Below are 18,709 nucleotides of genomic sequence, written 5' to 3' on the forward strand. Positions count from 1 at the left end.
CGTTGTGGGTATGCGCTGGGGATGTGCGCTACGGGTGGCTCGGGACGGTGGTGAGCAGCGGTTTCGGTGAGGTCTCGCCCGACGGTGATCCCATGGCCGTGACGAGGAGGACCAGCGCGAACGCGAGGGCCAGACCGGTCGCGGCGGCGATCAGAGCGCGCATGCGGGCCTCCCGGCACAGGCGGAACCGAGTCCATGGAGCGGCTCCGGGCGGAACCGGCCCCATGGACCTGATACATCGTCAGGTCGGGCACCGTAGCAACGGGCGGGCCAGATGAGAACACGTTGCGCACACAACGACCGCGCCCCCTCACCGACGGGTGAGGGGGCGCGGTCGTTGTGTCTTCGCCGGCTACGAGGCGGCGGCAGCCACCTTCAGCTCGACGGTCAGGGTCGCGCCGCCGGTCGTGGTGATCCGCAGCAGGTACGTGCCCGCCGTGTCGTCCGCGTGCAGCTTCGGCAGTTTCAGCAGGCCGTCCTTGCCGGTCTTGAGGCCCGCGAGGGTGCGTACCGTCTTGCCGTCCGCGTCCTTGAAGTAGGGGCCCTTGTCGTTCTCGGTCGCGTCGTCCGCCGCCTTGATGAGCGTGGCGGTGGCGGCGACACCGTCCGCGACGGCGCCCTTGTACGTGGCCTTCACCTCGACCTGGTCCGCGAACTCGCCGCCCGGGACGCAGGTCAGCGCGGTGTCGGCGGTGCGGGCGAGGGCGTCCGCCTGGCGGGCGGTGACCGTCGCCGCGTAGTCGAGGCCGGAGACGGTGCGGCCGACGACGGTGGCGCGCACCTTGAAGCCGCCCGTCTTCTCACCGGCCTTGAGGGCGGGCGCGGTCGCCACACCGGAGGCGTTGGTGACGACGGTCGCGACGCTCTCACCGCCGGTGAAGACCGTGTCGGTGTCGCCGGTGATCGTGAACCGGACCCGGACCTTCGCGACGGCCTTGCCGGCCTTGGTCTCCGTACGGGCGCTGATCTTCTCGGCGAAGGTGTCGCCCGCGGTCGCGGTGAGCTTCCCGGTGCCCGCGTCCTCCAGGTGGTCCACCGTCTCGGTGGGCGTGGGCGTGGGCGACGGGGACGCCGGAGGCGTCGTGGCGGGCGGGGTGGTCGCGGGCGGAGTCGTGGAGGGCGGCTTCGGCTTCGTGCTGCCGCCGCCCTGGTGCTGCTTGCCGGGCGGGGTGGAGGCCGGGGACGTCGGACCGGGGCTCGCGCCGCCGTTGCCGCTGCTTCCGTCGCTGCGGCCGGAGGGCAGCGAGCCCGTGCCGTCCGGGACCTCGTGGGTGCCCTTGCGGTAGTACTCCAGCCACGACAGGACGGTGTTCAGATAGTCCGTCGAGTTGTTGTAGCTGAGGATGGCGCGCCTGAGGTCGGCACGGTCGGACAGGTCCCAGTTGAACCGGCACAGGTAGTGGCCGGCCGCGAGGGCCGCGTCGTAGATGTTGTTGGGGTCCTTCTTGCCGTCGCCGTTGCCGTCGCGGCCGGACCACTCCCAGGTGGAGGGGATGAACTGCATGGGGCCCACCGCGCGGTCGTGGGTGGTGTCCCCGTCGTACGCGCCGCCGTCGGTGTCGGTGATCCGCGCGAAGCCGACGCCGTTGAGGACCGGGCCGAGGATCGGGGTGATCGTGGTGCCGTTGGCGTCCACGTTGCCGCCGCGGGCCTGTCCCGACTCGACCTTGCCGATGGCCGCGAGGAGTTGCCAGGGGAGGTTGCACCCGGGCTTGGAACCGGCCAGCGACGTCTCGGCCTTCTTGTAGGCGTCGAGGACGGTCGCGGGTATGCCCGCTTCGGCGTTCCCCGCCCCGCCCGGGATGCCGCTGCTCGCGCTGGGGGACGGGGTCGGGCTGTTGAGCGGCGGGAGGTCCGTGTAATAGGGCGAGTTGCCGGTCGCGCTGTCGTCGGCGTTCACATCGGGTGAGGGCTGGGAGTTGGCGTTCTGCCTGCCCTGCGGGGTGTCCGTGACACCCGGGGCCTGGGATGCGGACAGAGCCGCGACCGCTAGTGCGGCCACGGCGGTGGTGGCCGCCCCCTTGACGACTCGCCTGCCGAATTGCGCCGCCATTGCGTGAACCCCTCCCGTGGACGTCCGTCCGTGCTCCGCGCGTTCCCCTGCTGTCCGGTGGTGCGGCCGTATGCCCCCCATACGGCAACCCAGGCGACCCTACGACAACTTCTGCCGCGCAGACACCTGTTCGTACCCGGTCTTCACCGGTTGGCCATATCCCGTTTGTCCTTCCCCCGCGGCTACTCGCCATGCCGGGGAGCCGGGAACCGATTCCATGTACCGGACGTCACCGATCAAGGAATGACCAGGATCGCCCCCTTGAACTGTCGGGCCCGGTCAATGATGTGCGCTTGGAGCTCAGTTGCCGTTCACTCTCAGCCATGCCGCGGCCGTCCTGCCGGCGGTGCGCGCCGACGGGTCCGGCCGGGGCCGACTGGTGCCGGCCGTGCTCGTGGCCGGTTCGTTCGCGCCCGACATGACCTATTACGCGGCGAGTGTGCTGCCGCAGGCAATGGAGTTCGGCGATTTCACGCACTCCTTCACCGGAGTGTTCACCTTCGACGTCCTGGTCGCCTGGGCGCTCGTGGGCGCCTGGCTCGTGCTGCGGGAGCCGCTGGTGGCGCTGCTGCCGCGGAGCCGGCAGGGCCGGGTCGGCGCCCTCCTGCGCTGCGGCGCGCCGCGCGCCCGGCCGCGTCCCTCGCTCGCCCTGTGGTGGTACGTGTCCGCGGTGTCCGGGGCGCTCACCCATGTCGTGTGGGACGCGTTCACGCATCTCGACCGGTGGGGGATGCGGGTCCTGCCCGTCCTGGGGCGGGAGATCGCGGGCTCGCCCCTGTACTGGTATCTGCAGTACGGCGGTTCGGCGCTCGCGGCCGTGGTGATCGCGGTGTTCCTGGTGGTGGCCCTGCGGCGGCAGTCCGGGGCCGGACCGGTGGGGGTGCCCGTGCTCTCGGCGCGTGACCGCGCGCTCGCGGGGGCCCTGATCGGCGGCTGCGCGGTGGTGGCGGCCGTGCGGCGGGCGACGCGGTGGTGGGACTACTGGGGGTCGCGGGCCGAGCCCTGGGAACTGATTCCCACCGTGTGCTTCGGGGCGGGGGCGGGGCTGGCCGTGGGGTTCGCGGCGTACGCCGTGGCGGTCAGGGTGTGGCGCCCGGCTGCGGTTCGTCCCGGCCCGGCAGCGGCTCGTACGGGGCGGGGCGGTCCGATTCGCCGCTGAGGCCGTGGGCACGGGTCCGGATGCGTAGTTTGTCGGCGCGCCGCAGCAGACGCTCCATGATCAGCACCTTGGCGATGCGCGTGGAGTCGTACTGGCGCTCGTCGGCCAGCTCGCAGACCGAGCCGAGGTCGTCCCGGACGGCCACGGCACGGGTCCCGTGGCCGTGTCCGGACGACTGGGCGACGTGGAGGTCGGGGGCGTGGCAGGGGGCGGGGTCGGCAGGGCCGTCGAGGTCGTCAGGGTCGTCGGGCAGGAAACGGTGGGTGGTGGCGTCCGCCCGCCGGGACCCGCGGAGGGTGACGCCGGTGGGGAATCTGGGGCTGGCGGCGGTGGCGGAGACGGCGGCGACCGGGGCGAGGAGGGTGGAGGTGAGGGCTGCGACGAGTGCGGGGCGGGGGTGCCGCGTGTTCCCTACGTGCCGTATGTGCCGTATGTGAGGACCCATGTCCGCATCCTGGCGGGCGGCTCCGCCGGGGGCGTCCGGTCGGGGTCCAGGCGGGTGACGGAGCGTTGCGGGGGCTGGCGGCGCGGTTCCGGACGCCCCCAGGCCAAAGGATTGCGCAGTTCCCCGCGCCCCCAAAGACAAAAGACTGCGCCGTTCCCCGCGCCCCTGAAAGACCGGGCCCGCGCCGAAGAAGCAGCCCTCGCCCGAGCTCACCCAGGGGCGCGGGGAACTGCGCACCCGCCCCCGGCGGGGGGGGGCCGCACGCGGCGTGCCCCGGCCCTTCGCGGAGCGGTTAGTGTGCCGCCGATTCCCAGTCGGGGCCCGAGCCCACCGAGACGTCCAGGGGGGCCCGCAACCGCACCGCACCGGCCATCTCCCGGCGGACCAGGTCCTCCGCCTTCGCGCGCTCCCCGGGAGCGATCTCCAGGACGATTTCGTCGTGGACCTGGAGGAGCATCCGGGACTTCAGCCCCGCCTCCTGCAGCGCCTTGTCCACATGCAGCATCGCGATCTTGACGATGTCCGCCGCCGTCCCCTGGATCGGCGCGTTCAGCGCCATCCGCTCGGCCGCCTCACGCCGCTGACGGTTGTCGCTGTTGAGGTCGGGGAGGTAGCGGCGGCGCCCGAAGAGCGTCGCCGTGTACCCGGTGGCCCGCGCCTCGTCGACCGCCCGCCGCAGATAGTCCCGGACCCCTCCGAAGCGCTCGAAGTACGTGTCCATCAGGCCACGCGCCTCGCCCGCGTCGATGTTGAGCTGCTGGGAGAGACCGAACGCGGACAGCCCGTACGCCAGCCCGTACGACATCGCCTTGATCTTGCGGCGCATCTCCGCGTCGACGGCGTCGCGCTCGACGGAGAACACCTGGGAGGCGACGGTGGTGTGCAGATCCTCGCCGGACGTGAAGGCCGCCAGCAGGCCCTCGTCCTCCGAGAGGTGGGCCATCACGCGCAGTTCGATCTGGCTGTAGTCGGCGGTCATGAGGGACTCGAAGCCCTCGCCGACCACGAAGCCGCGGCGGATCGCGCGGCCCTCCTCGGTGCGGACCGGGATGTTCTGCAGGTTCGGGTCCTGCGAGGAGAGACGGCCCGTCGCGGCGACCGTCTGGTGGAACGTGGTGTGGATGCGGCCGTCGGCCGCGATCGTCTTGATCAAGCCCTCGACGGTCACCCGCAGCTTCGCCTGCTCGCGGTGGCGGAGCATGATGACCGGCAGTTCGTGGTCGGTCTGGGCGGCGAGCCAGGCGAGCGCGTCGGCGTCCGTCGTGTAGCCGGTCTTCGTCTTCTTCGTCTTGGGCAGGCCCAGTTCACCGAAGAGGACTTCCTGGAGCTGCTTGGGCGAGCCGAGGTTGAACTCGTGTCCGACCGCCGCGTGCGCCTCCTTCACGGCCTGCTGGACCGCGCCCGCGAACATCTGCTCCATGGCTTCCAGGTGGGCCCTGTCCGCCGCGATGCCGTGCCGCTCCAGACGGGCTAGCAGTTCGGAGGTGGGCAGCTCCATGTCCTGGAGGAGGTCGGCCGCGCCGACCTCCTTGAGCCGCTCCCCGAAGGCTTCGCCCAGGTCGAGGATGGCGCGCGCCTGCACCATCAGGGCGTCGGCCTCGGCGCCCTCGTCGGCGCCGAAGGCGAGCTGCCCGTCGGCGGTCGCGGCGGGCGCCAGCTCCCGGCCGAGGTACTCGAGGGACAGCGCGTCCAGATCGAAGGAGCGCCGGCCCGGCTTGACGAGGTAGGCGGCGAGAGCGGTGTCCATGGAGATGCCCGCGACGCTCCAGCCGTGCTCGGCGAAGACCCGCATGACCGCCTTGGCGTTGTGCAGCACCTTGGGGCTGTCGGCGTCGGCGATCCAGCGCGCGAACGCGTTCTCGTCGCTCTCGTCGAGCTGCGACGGGTCGAACCAGGCCGCCGCCCCGCCGGCCGCGGCGAGGGCGACCTCGGCGACCGATCCCGTACCGAGCGCCCAGGTGTCGACCGTGGCGACACCGAGGGCGGTCGTGCCGTGCTCGGTGAGCCAGGGGGCCAGCTCGCCCGCGTCGAGGACCGCGCCGTCCACGGCCACGCCCGCGGCGACCGGCGCCGCGTCCTCGGCCTGCTCAGCGCCGGGGTCGACGGCCAGCAGCCGCTCGCGCAGCGACGGGTTACGGATCTCCAGGGTGTCCAGGACCATCGCGAGGGCCGTCCGGTCGTACGGAGCGCGCTCCAGGTCGGGCACCGCCTTCGGCAGCTCGACGTCCCGCACCATCTCGGTGAGGCGGCGGTTGAGCTTGACCGCCTCCAGGTGGTCGCGGAAGTTCTGCCCGGCCTTGCCCTTGACCTCCTCGGCGCGCTCGACCAGCTCCGCGAACGAACCGAACTGGTTGATCCACTTCGCGGCGGTCTTCTCACCGACGCCGGGGATGCCCGGCAGGTTGTCGGACGGGTCGCCGCGCAGGGCCGCGAAGTCGGGGTACTGGGCGGGCGTCAGGCCGTACTTCTCGAAGACCTTCTCCGGAGTGAACCGGGTCAGCTCGGAGACGCCCTTGGTCGGATAGAGCACGGTGGTGTGCTCCGAGACCAGCTGGAAGGAGTCGCGGTCGCCGGTGACGATCAGCACGTCGAAGCCCTCGGCCTCGGCCTGCGTGGCGAGCGTGGCGATGATGTCGTCCGCCTCGAAGCCGTCGACGGCGAACCGCTCGGCGTTCATCGCGTCCAGGACCTCGCCGATCAGCTCGACCTGGCCCTTGAACTCGTCGGGCGTCTTCGATCTGTTCGCCTTGTACTCCGTGAACTCCTCGGAGCGCCACGTCTTGCGCGACACGTCGAACGCCACCGCGAAGTGCGTGGGCGACTCGTCGCGCAGCGTGTTGGCGAGCATCGACGCGAAGCCGTAGATCGCGTTCGTCGGCTGGCCCGTCGCCGTCGTGAAATTCTCCGCGGGCAGCGCGAAGAACGCGCGGTACGCCAGCGAATGCCCATCCATGAGCATCAGCCGCGGGCGTCCCCCGCCGGAGGTCTTCTCGGTCTTCTTCGATGCTGTCTCTGCCACACCCCCGATCCTGCCACGCCCCACTGACAGTCGGTCCCGCCCCGCCGCCCACGCCGGTGTTCCCACACCGGTTCTCCCCCGTTCCGCGGACCGGGCCACGATCCGTGTCAGTACCACGTGCGAGGATCGGAGACGTACCTCACACGTGTGCTCGAAGAGGAGGCCGACATGGCCGGCAAGCCGCCCCAGAGTGATCCGGTTCAGGACGCGCCGCAGGTCGCCGAACCGAAGCACGCAGCGGCCGGGCTGCCGGCGATCGGGCACACGCTGCGCATCGCGCAGCGGCAGATGGGTGTGAAGCGCACGGCACTGACGCTGCTGCGGGTCAATCAGAAGGACGGCTTCGACTGTCCCGGCTGCGCCTGGCCCGAGCCCGAGCACCGGCACACGGCGGAGTTCTGCGAGAACGGCGCGAAGGCGGTCGCGGAGGAGGCCACCCTGCGCCGCGTGACCCCGGACTTCTTCGCCGCGCACCCAGTCGCCGACCTCGCGACCCGCAGCGGCTACTGGCTGGGCCAGCAGGGCCGCCTCACGCACCCCATGTATCTCGCGGAGGGCGCCGACCGCTACGAGGCGGTGCCGTGGGAGCGTGCCTTCGACATCATCGCCGAGGAGCTCAACGGCCTCGATTCCCCGGACGAGGCGCTGTTCTACACCTCGGGCCGCACCAGCAACGAGGCGGCGTTCCTCTACCAGCTGTTCGCCCGCGAGTTCGGCACGAACAACCTCCCCGACTGCTCGAACATGTGCCACGAGTCGTCCGGCTCGGCGCTGAACGAGACGATCGGGATCGGCAAGGGCAGCGTCCTGCTGGACGACCTCTACCAGGCGGATCTGATCATCGTCGCCGGGCAGAACCCCGGCACCAACCACCCGCGCATGCTCTCGGCCCTGGAGAAGGCGAAGTCGAACGGCGCGCGGATCATCACGGTGAACCCGCTGCCCGAGGCGGGCATGGAGCGCTTCAAGAACCCGCAGACCCCGCAGGGCATGTTCAAGGGAGCGGCCCTCACCGACCTCTTCCTACAGATCCGCATCGGCGGCGACCAGGCCCTCTTCCGCCTCCTGAACAAGCTCATCCTGGAGACGGAGGGAGCCGTCGACGAGGTCTTCGTCGGCGAACACACCCACGGCTACGAGGAGTTCGCCGAGGCCGCCCGCGCCGCCGACTGGGACGAGACGCTCACGGCGACGGGCCTCACGCGCGCGCAGATCGACGAGGCGCTGTCCATGGTCCTCGCCTCGAAGCGCACCATCGTCTGCTGGGCGATGGGCCTGACCCAGCACAAGCACTCCGTGCCGACGATCCGCGAGGTCGTCAACTTCCTGCTGCTGCGCGGCAACATCGGCCGGCCGGGCGCGGGCGTCTGCCCGGTGCGCGGCCATTCGAACGTGCAGGGCGACCGCACGATGGGCATCTTCGAGCGCCCCGCGCCCGCCTTCCTGGACGCCCTGGAGAAGGAGTTCGGCTTCGCCCCGCCGCGCGGCCACGGCTACGACGTCGTGCGGGCGATCCGCGCGATGCGCGACGACAAGGCCAAGGTCTTCTTCGCGATGGGCGGCAACTTCGTGTCGGCCTCCCCCGACACCGAGGTCACCGAGGCCGCGATGCGCCGCGCCCGCCTGACGGTGCACGTGTCGACGAAGCTCAACCGCTCGCACGCCGTCACCGGCGCGCGCGCCCTGATCCTGCCCACCCTCGGCCGCACCGAGCGCGACCTCCAGGGCGGCGGCGAGCAGTTCGTGACCGTAGAGGACTCCATGGGCATGGTGCACGCCTCCCGCGGCCGGCTGGAGCCCGCGAGCGGCCAGTTGCTGTCCGAGCCGGCCATCGTGTGCCGGCTCGCCCGCCGGGTCCTGGGCGAGGACTCCCGTACGCCCTGGGAGGAGTTCGAGAAGGACTACGCGACCGTCCGCGACCGCATCGCGCGCGTGGTGCCGGGCTTCGACGACTTCAACGCGCGCGTGGCCGACCCTGCGGGCTTCGCCCTGCCGCACGCCCCGCGCGACGAGCGCCGCTTCCCGACCGCCACCGGCAAGGCCAACTTCACGGCCGCGCCCGTCGAGTACCCGAAGCTCCCGGAGGGCCGTCTGCTCCTGCAGACCCTGCGCTCGCACGATCAGTACAACACCACGATCTACGGCCTCGACGACCGCTACCGGGGCATCAAGAACGGTCGCCGGGTCGTCCTGGTGAACCCCGAGGACGCGCGCGAGCTGGGCCTCGCCGACGGCTCGTACACCGATCTGGTCAGCGAGTGGAAGGACGGGGTGGAGCGCCGCGCGGCCGGTTTCCGCGTCGTGCACTACCCGACGGCCCGGGGCTGCGCCGCCGCCTACTACCCGGAGACGAACGTCCTGGTGCCGCTGGACTCCACCGCCGACACCAGCAACACGCCCGCCAGCAAGTCCGTCGTCGTCCGTCTGGAACAATCGACAACCAACTGAGCGTTCGCTTAGACGTATCTTCCGGCCACACCGCCGGACGGCGCGTTCCGGACGCCGGCTCCCGGCGCACGACCTACGACGTAAGGAAACGGACCCCATGGGCGAGCAGCACCACGTGAAGTTCCCGCAAGAGGTCATCGACGAGTACTCGGCGCTCGGCGTGGACCTGGCCGCCATGTTCTCCGCCGGACACCTCGGCACCCGGATGGGCGTCCAGATCATCGAGGCCTCCGCGGACCGCGTGGTGGGCACCATGCCCGTCGAGGGCAACACCCAGCCCTACGGGCTCCTGCACGGCGGCGCCTCCGCGGTGCTGGCCGAGACCCTCGGTTCGGTCGGCGCCATGCTGCACGGCGGCAGCTCCAAGATCGCCGTCGGGGTCGACCTCAACTGCACCCACCACAGGGGCGCCTCGTCGGGCCTCGTGACCGCCGTGGCCACTCCCCTGCACCGGGGCCGCTCGACCGCCACGTACGAGATCGTGATCAGCGACGAGGACGGCAGGCGGGTGTGCAGCGCCCGGCTGACCTGCCTGCTGCGCGATGTGCGGCCGAGCGACGCGGAGCGGGTCGGCGCCACCGGCTGAACCGCTCCGGCCCGTCCGAAAACCGATGTCCGGCAGGAGCGTTGATCCCGGGCACCCGGCGGCCTAGCGTCGGGGCATGCGAACGGGCGGGGCACCCTGGCGGGGGCCGGTGCTGGGACTGGCGCTCCTGACCGGCGCCCTGGCCGCCGGCGCGGCCGGGTGCGGTGAGTCCGGCACACAGAGCACACGGACCACGCAGAACGGCACGACCGGCGCGCCGGAGGTCACGCGCACGGCCCCCGGCACACGGTCCGCTCCCCCGGTGGCCGCACCCGAGGACCTGTGCGTGCGGCTCGTCGCGCGCTGGTCGCGCAAGGTCCTGGCCGGCGACACCTACGGGGACTACCAGTCGATGGGCCTGTCCGACAGGCAGTACGAGATCCTGCTGGACGTCGTGGACGCCGCCCGGGCCGAGCAGCGGCGCGAGGGCGGACGGGCGGCGGGAGAACTGATCGACCGCACGGCGCGCGAGCGCTGCGCGGAGCGGTACCGCAACGGCAGTCCGACGGAAGGGCCCTGGAGTTGAGTGGCGTAGGCCCGGTCGAACCGGGCGAGGGAACGCGCGCGTGGGACGGCCTGGAACCTCCCCCGCCGACCGGCCACGAGCAGCCCCAGGGGCACCCGGTGGCTCTCTACTACGCCCGGCACCGCCGCGCCGTGCTCGCGTCCGCGACGGCCGCCGCCCTCCTGGCGGGCGGCGGCTACCTCTACGCGACCCGGCCGCGGCCGGCGCCGCCCGCCGTCGGGCCGTATCCGTCCCAGGTCGTCGAGGTCGCCTACCTGGGCGAGGAGGGCTCCCCCAGGAACGCGCCGAAGGACAGCTTCACCTTCGCGGTGCGGATCACCGCCCTGTCCGGCCCCACCCTCACCGTCGTGAAGATCTCCCAGCCCTACGCCGGGCTCCACCTGACATCGGTGCCGCATACACCGTTCCGCACGAGGACGGGTTTCGGCCACAAGATCGTTGTCACTATGAATGTCACGGAATGCGCGAATACGCCGCGGAACGCCGGACTTCCTTTCCTGGACGTAACTCTGCGTAATACGCGCGCAATGGAAGACCACAGCTACATCTTGGGTGAGCGTTATGCGCACGACCTGTCCGAAGCCCTGCAAGTAGCCTGCAGCAACGACCCGCCGTCACGAGCAAAACGTCAGAACGCTGCTGAAAACACCGCCGCACGATCTGCGGGTTCTCAGAATGTGGACCGGACGAATCGGCCGTAATTCCGCCCATCCACCCACCGAGTACCGCTCTGCATTACCTCGTGTCATAACAAGAGCGTCACAGCATTCGTCAGACTCTCCTCCCGGTTCCCTCCACCCGCTTAGAGTCACGGCCAGTCACCGCGCCATCGGATTCGAAGATTTTTCGGCCCAGCGCTCGACTCGGCCCGTTCCACGAGGGACGGCCGTGCCAGGGAAAGGACTGCTGATCGTGCGTCAACGTTCGCTCATCGCCATCACCGCCGCGTTGGCGGCGGGAGCACTCACCCTCACCGCCTGTGGCTCGCGCGACGACGACGGCGGCTCGGACTCCGGCAGCGGTAACAAAACCGTCGTCATCGGTGTCGACGCCCCGCTGACGGGTGACCTCTCCGCCCTGGGCCTCGGAATCAAGAACTCCGTGGACCTCGCCGCCAAGACGGCCAACAAGGAAAAGACCGTCGAAGGCATCACCTTCAAGGTCGAAGCCCTCGACGACCAGGCACAGCCCTCCTCGGGCCAGCAGAACGCCGTCAAGTTCGTCGCGGACAAGGACGTCGTCGGCGTCGTCGGCCCGCTGAACTCCTCGGTCGCCGAGTCCATGCAGAAGGTCTTCGACGACGCCAAGCTCGTCGAGATCTCCCCCGCCAACACGGGGCCGACCCTCACCCAGGGCACGGACTGGCAGACCAAGAAGGTCCGCACGTACAAGTCGTACTTCCGCACCGCGACCACGGACGCCATCCAGGGCCCGTTCGCCGCGCAGTACGTCTACAACGACGCGAAGAAGAAGAAGGTCTATGTCATCGACGACAAGAAGACCTACGGCGCCGGCCTGGCCGCCACCTTCACCTCCGAGTTCAAGAAGCTCGGCGGCAAGGTAGTCGGAACCCAGCACATCGACCCCGAGACCAAGGACTTCTCCGCCGTCGTCACCCAGGTGAAGAGCTCCGGCGCCGACGTCGTCTACTACGGCGGCGAGTACCCGCAGGCCGGCCCGCTCAGCAAGCAGATCAAGGCCGCGGGCGTCAAGATCCCGCTCGTCGGCGGTGACGGCATCTACAGCGCCGACTTCATCAAGCTGGCCGGCGCGGGCGGCAAGGGCGACCTCGCCACCTCGGTCGGCGCGCCCGTCGAGGAGCTGCCCTCCGCCAAGGAGTTCGTCGCCAACTACAAGGCGGCCGGCTACAAGGAGGCCTTCGAGGCCTACGGCGGCTACTCCTACGACTCCGGCTGGGCGATCATCGAAGCCGTGAAGAAGGTCGTCGAGGACAACGACGGCAAGCTCCCGGACGACGCCCGCGCCAAGATCACCGAGGCCGTGCAGAACGTGTCCTTCGACGGAGTGACCGGCAAGGTCTCCTTCGACGAGTACGGCGACACCACCAACAAGCAGCTCACCGTCTACTCGGTCGAGGGCGGCACCTGGAAGGCCATCAAGTCCGGCACCTACACCGGCTGACCCACACCCGCACCACCACCTGAGCCGCGCGGGGCGCCGCAGTACAGGCGCCCCGCGCGGACTCACATCCGGTCACACCCCTCGACTATCCGAACGTCTCGGAGGACATGCGGTGAACGAACTGCCGCAGCAGCTGGTCAACGGCCTGCTACTGGGATCCATGTACGGGCTGGTCGCCATCGGCTACACGATGGTCTATGGCATCGTCCAGCTCATCAACTTCGCCCACGGCGAGATCTTCATGATCGGAGGCTTCGGCGCACTCACGGTCTACCTGTACGTGCTGCCCGACGGCACCACCATGTGGATCGCACTGCCCCTGATGCTCCTCGGAGCCGTCATCACCGCGACAACCGTCGCCGTGGGAGCGGAACGGTTCGCCTACCGGCCGCTGCGCACCGCGCCACGCCTCGCCCCCCTCATCACCGCCATCGGCCTCTCCCTCGCACTCCAGCAGGCCGTGTGGGCGTGGTACCCGGACGCGAAGCAGTCCATCAACTTCCCCGAGATCGAAGGCGGCCCCTTCAAGATCGGTGACGTCACCATCCAGACCGGTGACGTCTTCCTGCTCATCGCGGCCCCCATCAGCATGGCGATCCTCGCCTTCTTCGTGATGAAGACCCGCACCGGCCGCGGCATGCAGGCCACCGCGCAGGACCCGGACACCGCCAAACTCATGGGCATCAACACCGACCGCATCATCGTGGTCGCCTTCGCCCTCGGCGCGGTCTTCGCCGCCGTCGGAGCCGTCGCCTACGGCCTCAAGTACGGCCAGGTCCAGTTCCGCATGGGCTTCATCCTCGGCCTCAAGGCCTTCACCGCCGCCGTCCTCGGCGGCATCGGCAACATCTACGGAGCCATGATCGGCGGCCTCGTCCTCGGCCTCGCCGAAACCCTCGCCACCGCCTACATCGCCGACGTCCCCGGCATGGAACAGCTCGGCGGCCAGTCCTGGGCCAACGTCTGGGCCTTCGTACTCCTCATCCTCGTGCTCCTCTTCAGGCCACAGGGCCTGCTCGGCGAGCGCGTCGCGGACAGGGCGTGACACCGATGACCACACAGACCAACACGCCCCAGACACCCGCCAAGGGACCCGCCGACAACACCACCGGCCTCATCGGCATCCCGCCCCACATCGGACGCGCGCTCGCCACCGGCGGCGGCATCCTGACCATCATCTCCACCTTCCTCGCCTGGACCTGGACCTCCGCCTTCCCCGGCGACCTCACCGTCTACGGCTACCCCGGCGGCCTCCAGGTCCTCGTCCTCATCGGCGGCATCCTCACCACGCTCTTCGCCCTCGCCTCCTACGGCATCAAGGGCCTGCGCTGGCTGACACCCGCCGGCGCCGACAGCGCCATCAAGCTCGCCGCACTCGCCGCGTTCGCCACCGCCTGGTACACCATCCTCGCGATCAGCTCCGAACTCGGCGGCCTCGCCAACCTCGAACCCGGCGGCTGGGTCGCGGCCGTGGCCACCCTCACCGCCCTCATCGGCGCACTCTCCCTGCCCTTCGAACACCCCGCGCCCGACCCCTTCGACCCCGAAGACACCGGCTGGGAGCAGTTCCGCCACAAGGCGCGGCACAACCGCACCGTCGTCAAGGCCGCCTTCGCCTCCGGCACCACCAAGGCCCCGGCCCACAAACTCCCCCCGTACGCCGAAATCCTCATCATCATCGCCGCGCTCAGCCTCGGCCTGATCGTCTTCACCTACGGCATCGGCACCGAGTACGACGAACAGTTCGTGGGCTTCCTCATCACCGCGGGCTTCGGCTTCGCCGCGGCGGCCAAGGCCGGACTCGTCAACCGCGTCTCCGCCCTCACCGCCAAACACCGCAACATCACCATGCTCGGCGCGTTCGTCGCCGCCGCCGCGTTCCCCTTCACCCAGTCCGACGACCAGTACGCGACCATCGGCGTCTACATCCTGATCTTCGCCACCGTCGCCCTCGGCCTCAACATCGTCGTCGGCCTCGCCGGACTCCTCGACCTCGGATACGTCGCCTTCCTCGGCGTCGGCGCCTACACCGCCGCCATGGTCTCCGGCTCCCCCTCCTCACCGTTCGACGTCCACCTGCCGTTCTGGGCCGCCGCCCTCCTCGGCGCAGCAGTCGCCATGATCTTCGGCGTCCTCATCGGCGCCCCCACCCTGCGACTGCGCGGTGACTACCTCGCCATCGTCACCCTCGGCTTCGGCGAGATCTTCCGCATCACCGTCCTCAACATGGACGGCACCAGCGGACCCGACATCACCAACGGCTCCAACGGCATCTCCTCGATCCCGAACCTGAACATCCTCGGATTCGACTTCGGCCAGGAACACAGCATCGCCGGCTTCACCATCGCGCGATTCGCCAACTACTTCTTCCTGATGCTCCTCATCACGCTGATCGTCGTGATCGTCTTCCGGCGCAGCGGCGACTCCCGCATCGGCCGCGCCTGGGTCGCCATCCGCGAGGACGAGACCGCCGCACTCGCCATGGGCATCAACGGCTTCCGCGTCAAGCTCATCGCCTTCGCCCTCGGCGCCGCACTCGCCGGCCTCGCCGGATCCGTACAGGCACACGTCACCTACACCGTGACACCCGAGCAGTACCAGTTCGCCCACGTCGTCCCGCCCAACTCGGCCTTCCTGCTCGCAGCGGTCGTCCTCGGCGGCATGGGCACCATCAGCGGCCCCCTCGTCGGCGCCGCACTGCTCTACCTCATCCCCGCCAAGCTCCAGTTCCTCGGCGACTACCAACTCCTCGCCTTCGGCCTCGCGCTCGTCCTGCTGATGCGCTTCCGACCGGAAGGCCTCATCCCCAACCGGCGGCGCCAGCTCGAATTCCACGAGGAAGCGGAAGCGCCCACAGTCCTCAGCAAGGCAGGGGCCTGACCACGATGACAACCGACACCACCACCAAGGACACCGCCCCGGGCGCCAACGCCCCCGGCGAGACCGTCCTCGACGCACGCGGCGTCACCATGCGCTTCGGCGGACTCACCGCCGTGAAGAACGTGGACCTCACCGTCAACAGCGGAGAGATCGTCGGACTCATCGGCCCCAACGGCGCCGGTAAGACGACCTTCTTCAACTGCCTCACCGGCCTCTACATCCCCACCGAGGGCGAGGTCCGCTACAAGGGCAAGGTCCTCCCCTCCCAGTCCTTCAAGGTCACCGCCGCCGGCGTAGCACGCACCTTCCAGAACATCCGGCTCTTCTCCAACATGACCGTCCTGGAAAACGTCCTCGTCGGCCGCCACACCCGCACCAAGGAAGGCCTCTGGTCCGCGCTCCTGCGCGGCCCCGGCTTCAAGAAGGCCGAAAAGGCCTCCGAAGAGCGCGCCATGGAACTCCTGGAGTTCATCGGTCTCGCCGCAAAACGCGACCACCTCGCCAGGAACCTCCCCTACGGCGAACAGCGCAAGCTCGAAATCGCCCGCGCACTCGCCAGCGAACCCGGCCTCCTGCTCCTCGACGAGCCCACCGCCGGAATGAACCCGCAGGAAACCCGCGCCACCGAAGAGCTCGTCTTCGCCATCCGTGACATGGGCATCGCCGTACTCGTCATCGAGCACGACATGCGCTTCATCTTCAACCTCTGCGACCGCGTCGCCGTACTCGTCCAGGGCGAGAAGCTCGTCGAAGGCGACAGCGCCACCGTCCAGGGGGACGAACGCGTGGTCGCCGCCTACCTCGGCGAACCCTACGAAGACGCACCCGGCCAAGCCGAAGTCGCGGAGGTCGAAGCGGCCGAAGCACAGGCCGACGCCGCGCCCCGCAAGGAGACCGACCGATGACCGCACTCCTCGAAGTCGAAGACCTCCGGGTCGCCTACGGCAAGATCGAAGCCGTCAAGGGCATCTCCTTCAAGGTCGACGCCGGCCAGGTCGTCACCCTCATCGGCACCAACGGCGCCGGCAAGACCACCACCCTGCGCACCCTGTCCGGCCTCCTCAAGCCCATCGGCGGCCAGATCAAGTTCCAGGGCAAGTCGCTCAAGAAGACCCCCGCCCACCAGATCGTCTCCCTCGGACTCGCGCACTCCCCCGAGGGGCGGCACATCTTCCCCCGCATGACGATCGAGGACAACCTCCGCCTCGGCGCCTTCCTGCGCAACGACAAGGCAGGCATCGAGAAGGACATCCAGCGCGCCTACGACCTCTTCGCCATCCTCGGAGAACGCCGTAAGCAGGCCGCGGGCACCCTCTCCGGCGGCGAACAGCAGATGCTCGCCATGGGCCGCGCCCTGATGTCGCAGCCCAAGCTGCTCATGCTCGACGAACCCTCCATGGGTCTCTCGCCGATCATGATGCAGAAGATCATGGCGACCATCGCGGAACTGAAGTCCCAGGGCACGACGATCCTCCTCGTCGAGCAGAACGCCCAGGCGGCGCTCTCCCTCGCCGACCAGGGGCACGTCATGGAGGTCGGCTCCATCGTGCTCTCCGGCACCGGCCGGGACCTCCTCACCGACGAGTCCGTCCGCAAGGCGTACCTCGGCGAGGACTGAGGTCCCCGGCTCCTGCCCGCCGCACGGCTGAGGCCCGCACCCGTGAATCCGGGGTGCGGGCCTCAGCCGTACAGGTCCGTGCGAGAACGCCCGCCGGTCAGCCCTTGGCGGCCTTCTTGTCGGCCTTCTTCTCGTCGGCGTCCAGGATGACCGCCTCGGCGACCTGCTGCATCGACATACGACGGTCCATCGACGTCTTCTGGATCCACCGGAACGCCGCCGGCTCGGTCAGGCCGTACTCCGTCTGCAGCACGGACTTCGCCCGGTCGACCAGCTTCCGCGTCTCCAGCCGCTGGGTGAGATCCTCGATCTCCTTCTCCAGCGCCTTCAGCTCCGTGAACCGCGAGACGGCCATCTCGATGGCCGGGACGACATCACTCTTGCTGAACGGCTTCACCAGGTACGCCATCGCGCCGGCGTCCCTCGCGCGCTCGACGAGGTCGCGCTGGGAGAACGCGGTCAGCATCAGCACGGGGGCGATGGACTCCTCCGCGATCTTCTCGGCGGCGGAGATCCCGTCCAGCTTGGGCATCTTCACATCGAGAATCACCAGGTCGGGGCGGTGCTCCCGGGCGAGCTCGACGGCTTCCTCACCGTCACCTGCCTCGCCGACGACCGAGTACCCCTCTTCTTCGAGCATCTCCTTGAGGTCGAGACGGATCAGCGCCTCGTCCTCGGCGATGACGACACGGGTCGTCAGCGGAGGCACGTGCGACTTGTCGTCGTCGGGCGCGTCTACGGGCTGGGGCGACTCGGGGGCGGTCACGGGGGCTCCTCGTTACGGGCCGGACAGTACTGCTGCTCAAGAGCCTACCTAGCTGCAGCGCGATGCGATGACCCGGTATGCTTCCGGCAGCCACTCAAGCCGGGTTGGTGGAAGGGTATACACGGAGGTCTCAAACACCTCTGCCTGAGAGGGCTTGCGGGTTCGAATCCCGCACCCGGTACGTTTTTCGCCTCGAAGCGGATGTTCACGTTCTCGTGAACATCCGCTTTTTGCTGCATAAAGTCGCGATCAGTCACAGACAGTGTTCGCATGAACTTTCACGGCACAGAGGTGCGACAGCGGGCGATCACGCTGCTGCGGGACGGCGCGAGCAACGCGGACGTGGCACGGAACTGCGAGGTACCACCCGGCACGATCGCCTACTGGAAGCATGTCGACAGAGCGAAACGCGGCGAATGCCCAGGGAAGCACGACCCGAAGTGCCCCCGGTGCGACGGCCGGGAGCTGGACGGGGTCGCATACAGCTACCTGCTTGGCCTGTATCTGGGCGACGGTCACATCAGCCACTACTCCGAGCACCGCGTGCCCAACCTCATGATCACCTGCGACGAGTCGTGGCCCGGTCTCATGGACAACTGCGAACAAGCCATGCGCACCGTGTTCCCCGACAACTCAGTCTGCCGCGTCCGGAAAACCGGGTGCCGCAACGTGAAGGTCTACTCGAAGCACTTGTCCTGCCTCTTCCCCCAGCACGGCCCCGGTAAGAAGCACGAACGCCGCATCGCCCTCGAACCCTGGCAGCAGGGCATCGTCGGCGCCCACCCGTGGGAGTTCGTCCGGGGGCTCGTCCACTCCGACGGGTGCCGGATCATCAACTGGACGACCCGGCTCGTGGCCGGTGAGCGCAAGCGCTACGAATACCCCCGGTACTTCTTCACCAACGTGTCCGACGACATCCGGCAGCTCTATACGGACACGCTCGACACGCTGGGCGTCGAGTGGACGCACTGCACCCGCCACGGCAACCCGTACAACATCTCCGTCGCCCGCCGTGCCTCCGTCGCTCTCATGGACCTCCACGTAGGGGCCAAGTACTGACCCCGGCG

16 protein-coding genes and 1 tRNA gene are annotated in these 18,709 nt (G+C 69.4%); 12 read left to right on the forward strand and 5 right to left on the reverse strand.

The features are described 5' to 3' along the window. Positions 1–28: 28 nt before the first annotated feature. Both K3769_RS08835 and K3769_RS08840 read right to left on the reverse strand, forming a co-directional pair. Positions 29–163, reverse strand: coding sequence for an SPW_0924 family protein (locus K3769_RS08835; protein WP_210883605.1), 135 nt, complete (start codon positions 161–163; stop codon positions 29–31). Between the two features lie 189 nt (positions 164–352). Then, the gene (locus K3769_RS08840) at positions 353–2,053 is read right to left on the reverse strand and encodes a lytic transglycosylase domain-containing protein (protein WP_267025877.1); all 1,701 of its coding nucleotides are present in this window, start codon (positions 2,051–2,053) and stop codon (positions 353–355) included. A 304-nt stretch (positions 2,054–2,357) separates the two neighbouring features. On the opposite strand from K3769_RS08840, the gene K3769_RS08845 reads away from it, so the two are divergent. Continuing rightward, positions 2,358–3,212, forward strand: coding sequence for a DUF4184 family protein (locus K3769_RS08845; protein WP_267025878.1), 855 nt, complete (start codon positions 2,358–2,360; stop codon positions 3,210–3,212). On the opposite strand, the gene K3769_RS08850 is transcribed toward K3769_RS08845, so the two are convergent. After that, entirely contained in the window at positions 3,133–3,657 is a 525-nt protein-coding gene (locus tag K3769_RS08850) for a hypothetical protein (protein WP_267025879.1), read from the reverse strand. The two genes, K3769_RS08845 and K3769_RS08850, sit on opposite strands and share 80 nt — an antisense overlap. A gap of 292 nt (positions 3,658–3,949) precedes the next feature. Continuing rightward, complete coding sequence (gene polA / locus K3769_RS08855) at positions 3,950–6,676, reverse strand: DNA polymerase I (RefSeq protein ID WP_267025880.1); 2,727 nt, start codon at positions 6,674–6,676, stop codon at positions 3,950–3,952. A gap of 168 nt (positions 6,677–6,844) precedes the next feature. On the opposite strand from polA, the gene K3769_RS08860 reads away from it, so the two are divergent. The 9 genes from K3769_RS08860 (at position 6,845) to K3769_RS08900 (ending at position 16,876) form a co-directional block, all read left to right on the forward strand. Further along, on the forward strand, positions 6,845–9,124 hold the full coding sequence (locus tag K3769_RS08860) for an FdhF/YdeP family oxidoreductase (protein ID WP_267025881.1): 2,280 nt from the start codon (positions 6,845–6,847) through the stop codon (positions 9,122–9,124). Positions 9,125–9,221: 97 nt separating this feature from the next. Further along, positions 9,222–9,710, forward strand: coding sequence for a PaaI family thioesterase (locus tag K3769_RS08865; RefSeq protein ID WP_267025882.1), 489 nt, complete (start codon positions 9,222–9,224; stop codon positions 9,708–9,710). Between the two features lie 76 nt (positions 9,711–9,786). Next, positions 9,787–10,236 (forward strand): hypothetical protein, encoded by a 450-nt coding sequence (locus K3769_RS08870; protein WP_267025883.1) that lies wholly within the window; start codon positions 9,787–9,789, stop codon positions 10,234–10,236. A 98-nt stretch (positions 10,237–10,334) separates the two neighbouring features. Next, positions 10,335–10,937, forward strand: a complete 603-nt coding sequence (locus tag K3769_RS08875) for a Tat pathway signal sequence domain protein (protein WP_308216289.1) — start codon at positions 10,335–10,337, stop codon at positions 10,935–10,937. A gap of 211 nt (positions 10,938–11,148) precedes the next feature. Continuing rightward, positions 11,149–12,378 (forward strand): branched-chain amino acid ABC transporter substrate-binding protein, encoded by a 1,230-nt coding sequence (locus tag K3769_RS08880; RefSeq protein WP_267025884.1) that lies wholly within the window; start codon positions 11,149–11,151, stop codon positions 12,376–12,378. A gap of 112 nt (positions 12,379–12,490) precedes the next feature. Next, positions 12,491–13,423: a branched-chain amino acid ABC transporter permease gene (locus tag K3769_RS08885; RefSeq protein WP_267025885.1), complete on the forward strand. Its 933-nt coding sequence runs from the start codon at positions 12,491–12,493 to the stop codon at positions 13,421–13,423. A gap of 5 nt (positions 13,424–13,428) precedes the next feature. Beyond that, complete coding sequence (locus K3769_RS08890) at positions 13,429–15,258, forward strand: branched-chain amino acid ABC transporter permease (protein ID WP_267025886.1); 1,830 nt, start codon at positions 13,429–13,431, stop codon at positions 15,256–15,258. Between the two features lie 5 nt (positions 15,259–15,263). Further along, entirely contained in the window at positions 15,264–16,163 is a 900-nt protein-coding gene (locus K3769_RS08895; protein ID WP_267025887.1) for an ABC transporter ATP-binding protein, read from the forward strand. Continuing rightward, entirely contained in the window at positions 16,160–16,876 is a 717-nt protein-coding gene (locus K3769_RS08900) for an ABC transporter ATP-binding protein (RefSeq protein ID WP_189770076.1), read from the forward strand. The genes K3769_RS08895 and K3769_RS08900 overlap by 4 nt, the downstream gene beginning before the upstream one ends. A 97-nt stretch (positions 16,877–16,973) precedes the next feature. On the opposite strand, the gene K3769_RS08905 is transcribed toward K3769_RS08900, so the two are convergent. Then, positions 16,974–17,642, reverse strand: a complete 669-nt coding sequence (locus K3769_RS08905; protein WP_210883590.1) for an ANTAR domain-containing response regulator — start codon at positions 17,640–17,642, stop codon at positions 16,974–16,976. A gap of 98 nt (positions 17,643–17,740) precedes the next feature. On the opposite strand from K3769_RS08905, the gene K3769_RS08910 reads away from it, so the two are divergent. Together K3769_RS08910 and K3769_RS08915 are read left to right on the forward strand one after the other, a co-directional pair. Beyond that, positions 17,741–17,823 (forward strand) — tRNA-Leu (locus tag K3769_RS08910). An 89-nt stretch (positions 17,824–17,912) separates the two neighbouring features. After that, positions 17,913–18,701, forward strand: coding sequence for a helix-turn-helix domain-containing protein (locus K3769_RS08915; RefSeq protein ID WP_267025888.1), 789 nt, complete (start codon positions 17,913–17,915; stop codon positions 18,699–18,701). Positions 18,702–18,709 lie beyond the last annotated feature (8 nt).

Origin of the sequence: Streptomyces ortus, from assembly GCF_026341275.1 — a bacterium.
Classification (GTDB): Bacteria; Actinomycetota; Actinomycetes; order Streptomycetales; family Streptomycetaceae; genus Streptomyces; species Streptomyces ortus.

Excerpts from the sequence above, each read along its gene's own strand:
- K3769_RS08840 (WP_267025877.1), bottom strand. The coding sequence starts at position 2,053 with ATGGCGGCGCAATTCGGCAGGCGAGTCGTCAAGGGGGCGGCCACCACC.
- K3769_RS08835 (WP_210883605.1), bottom strand. The coding sequence starts at position 163 with ATGCGCGCTCTGATCGCCGCCGCGACCGGTCTGGCCCTCGCGTTCGCG.
- K3769_RS08900 (WP_189770076.1), top strand. The coding sequence starts at position 16,160 with ATGACCGCACTCCTCGAAGTCGAAGACCTCCGGGTCGCCTACGGCAAG.
- K3769_RS08850 (WP_267025879.1), bottom strand. The coding sequence starts at position 3,657 with ATGGGTCCTCACATACGGCACATACGGCACGTAGGGAACACGCGGCAC.
- K3769_RS08865 (WP_267025882.1), top strand. The coding sequence starts at position 9,222 with ATGGGCGAGCAGCACCACGTGAAGTTCCCGCAAGAGGTCATCGACGAG.
- K3769_RS08890 (WP_267025886.1), top strand. The coding sequence starts at position 13,429 with ATGACCACACAGACCAACACGCCCCAGACACCCGCCAAGGGACCCGCC.
- K3769_RS08870 (WP_267025883.1), top strand. The coding sequence starts at position 9,787 with ATGCGAACGGGCGGGGCACCCTGGCGGGGGCCGGTGCTGGGACTGGCG.
- K3769_RS08860 (WP_267025881.1), top strand. The coding sequence starts at position 6,845 with ATGGCCGGCAAGCCGCCCCAGAGTGATCCGGTTCAGGACGCGCCGCAG.
- K3769_RS08915 (WP_267025888.1), top strand. The coding sequence starts at position 17,913 with ATGAACTTTCACGGCACAGAGGTGCGACAGCGGGCGATCACGCTGCTG.
- K3769_RS08895 (WP_267025887.1), top strand. The coding sequence starts at position 15,264 with ATGACAACCGACACCACCACCAAGGACACCGCCCCGGGCGCCAACGCC.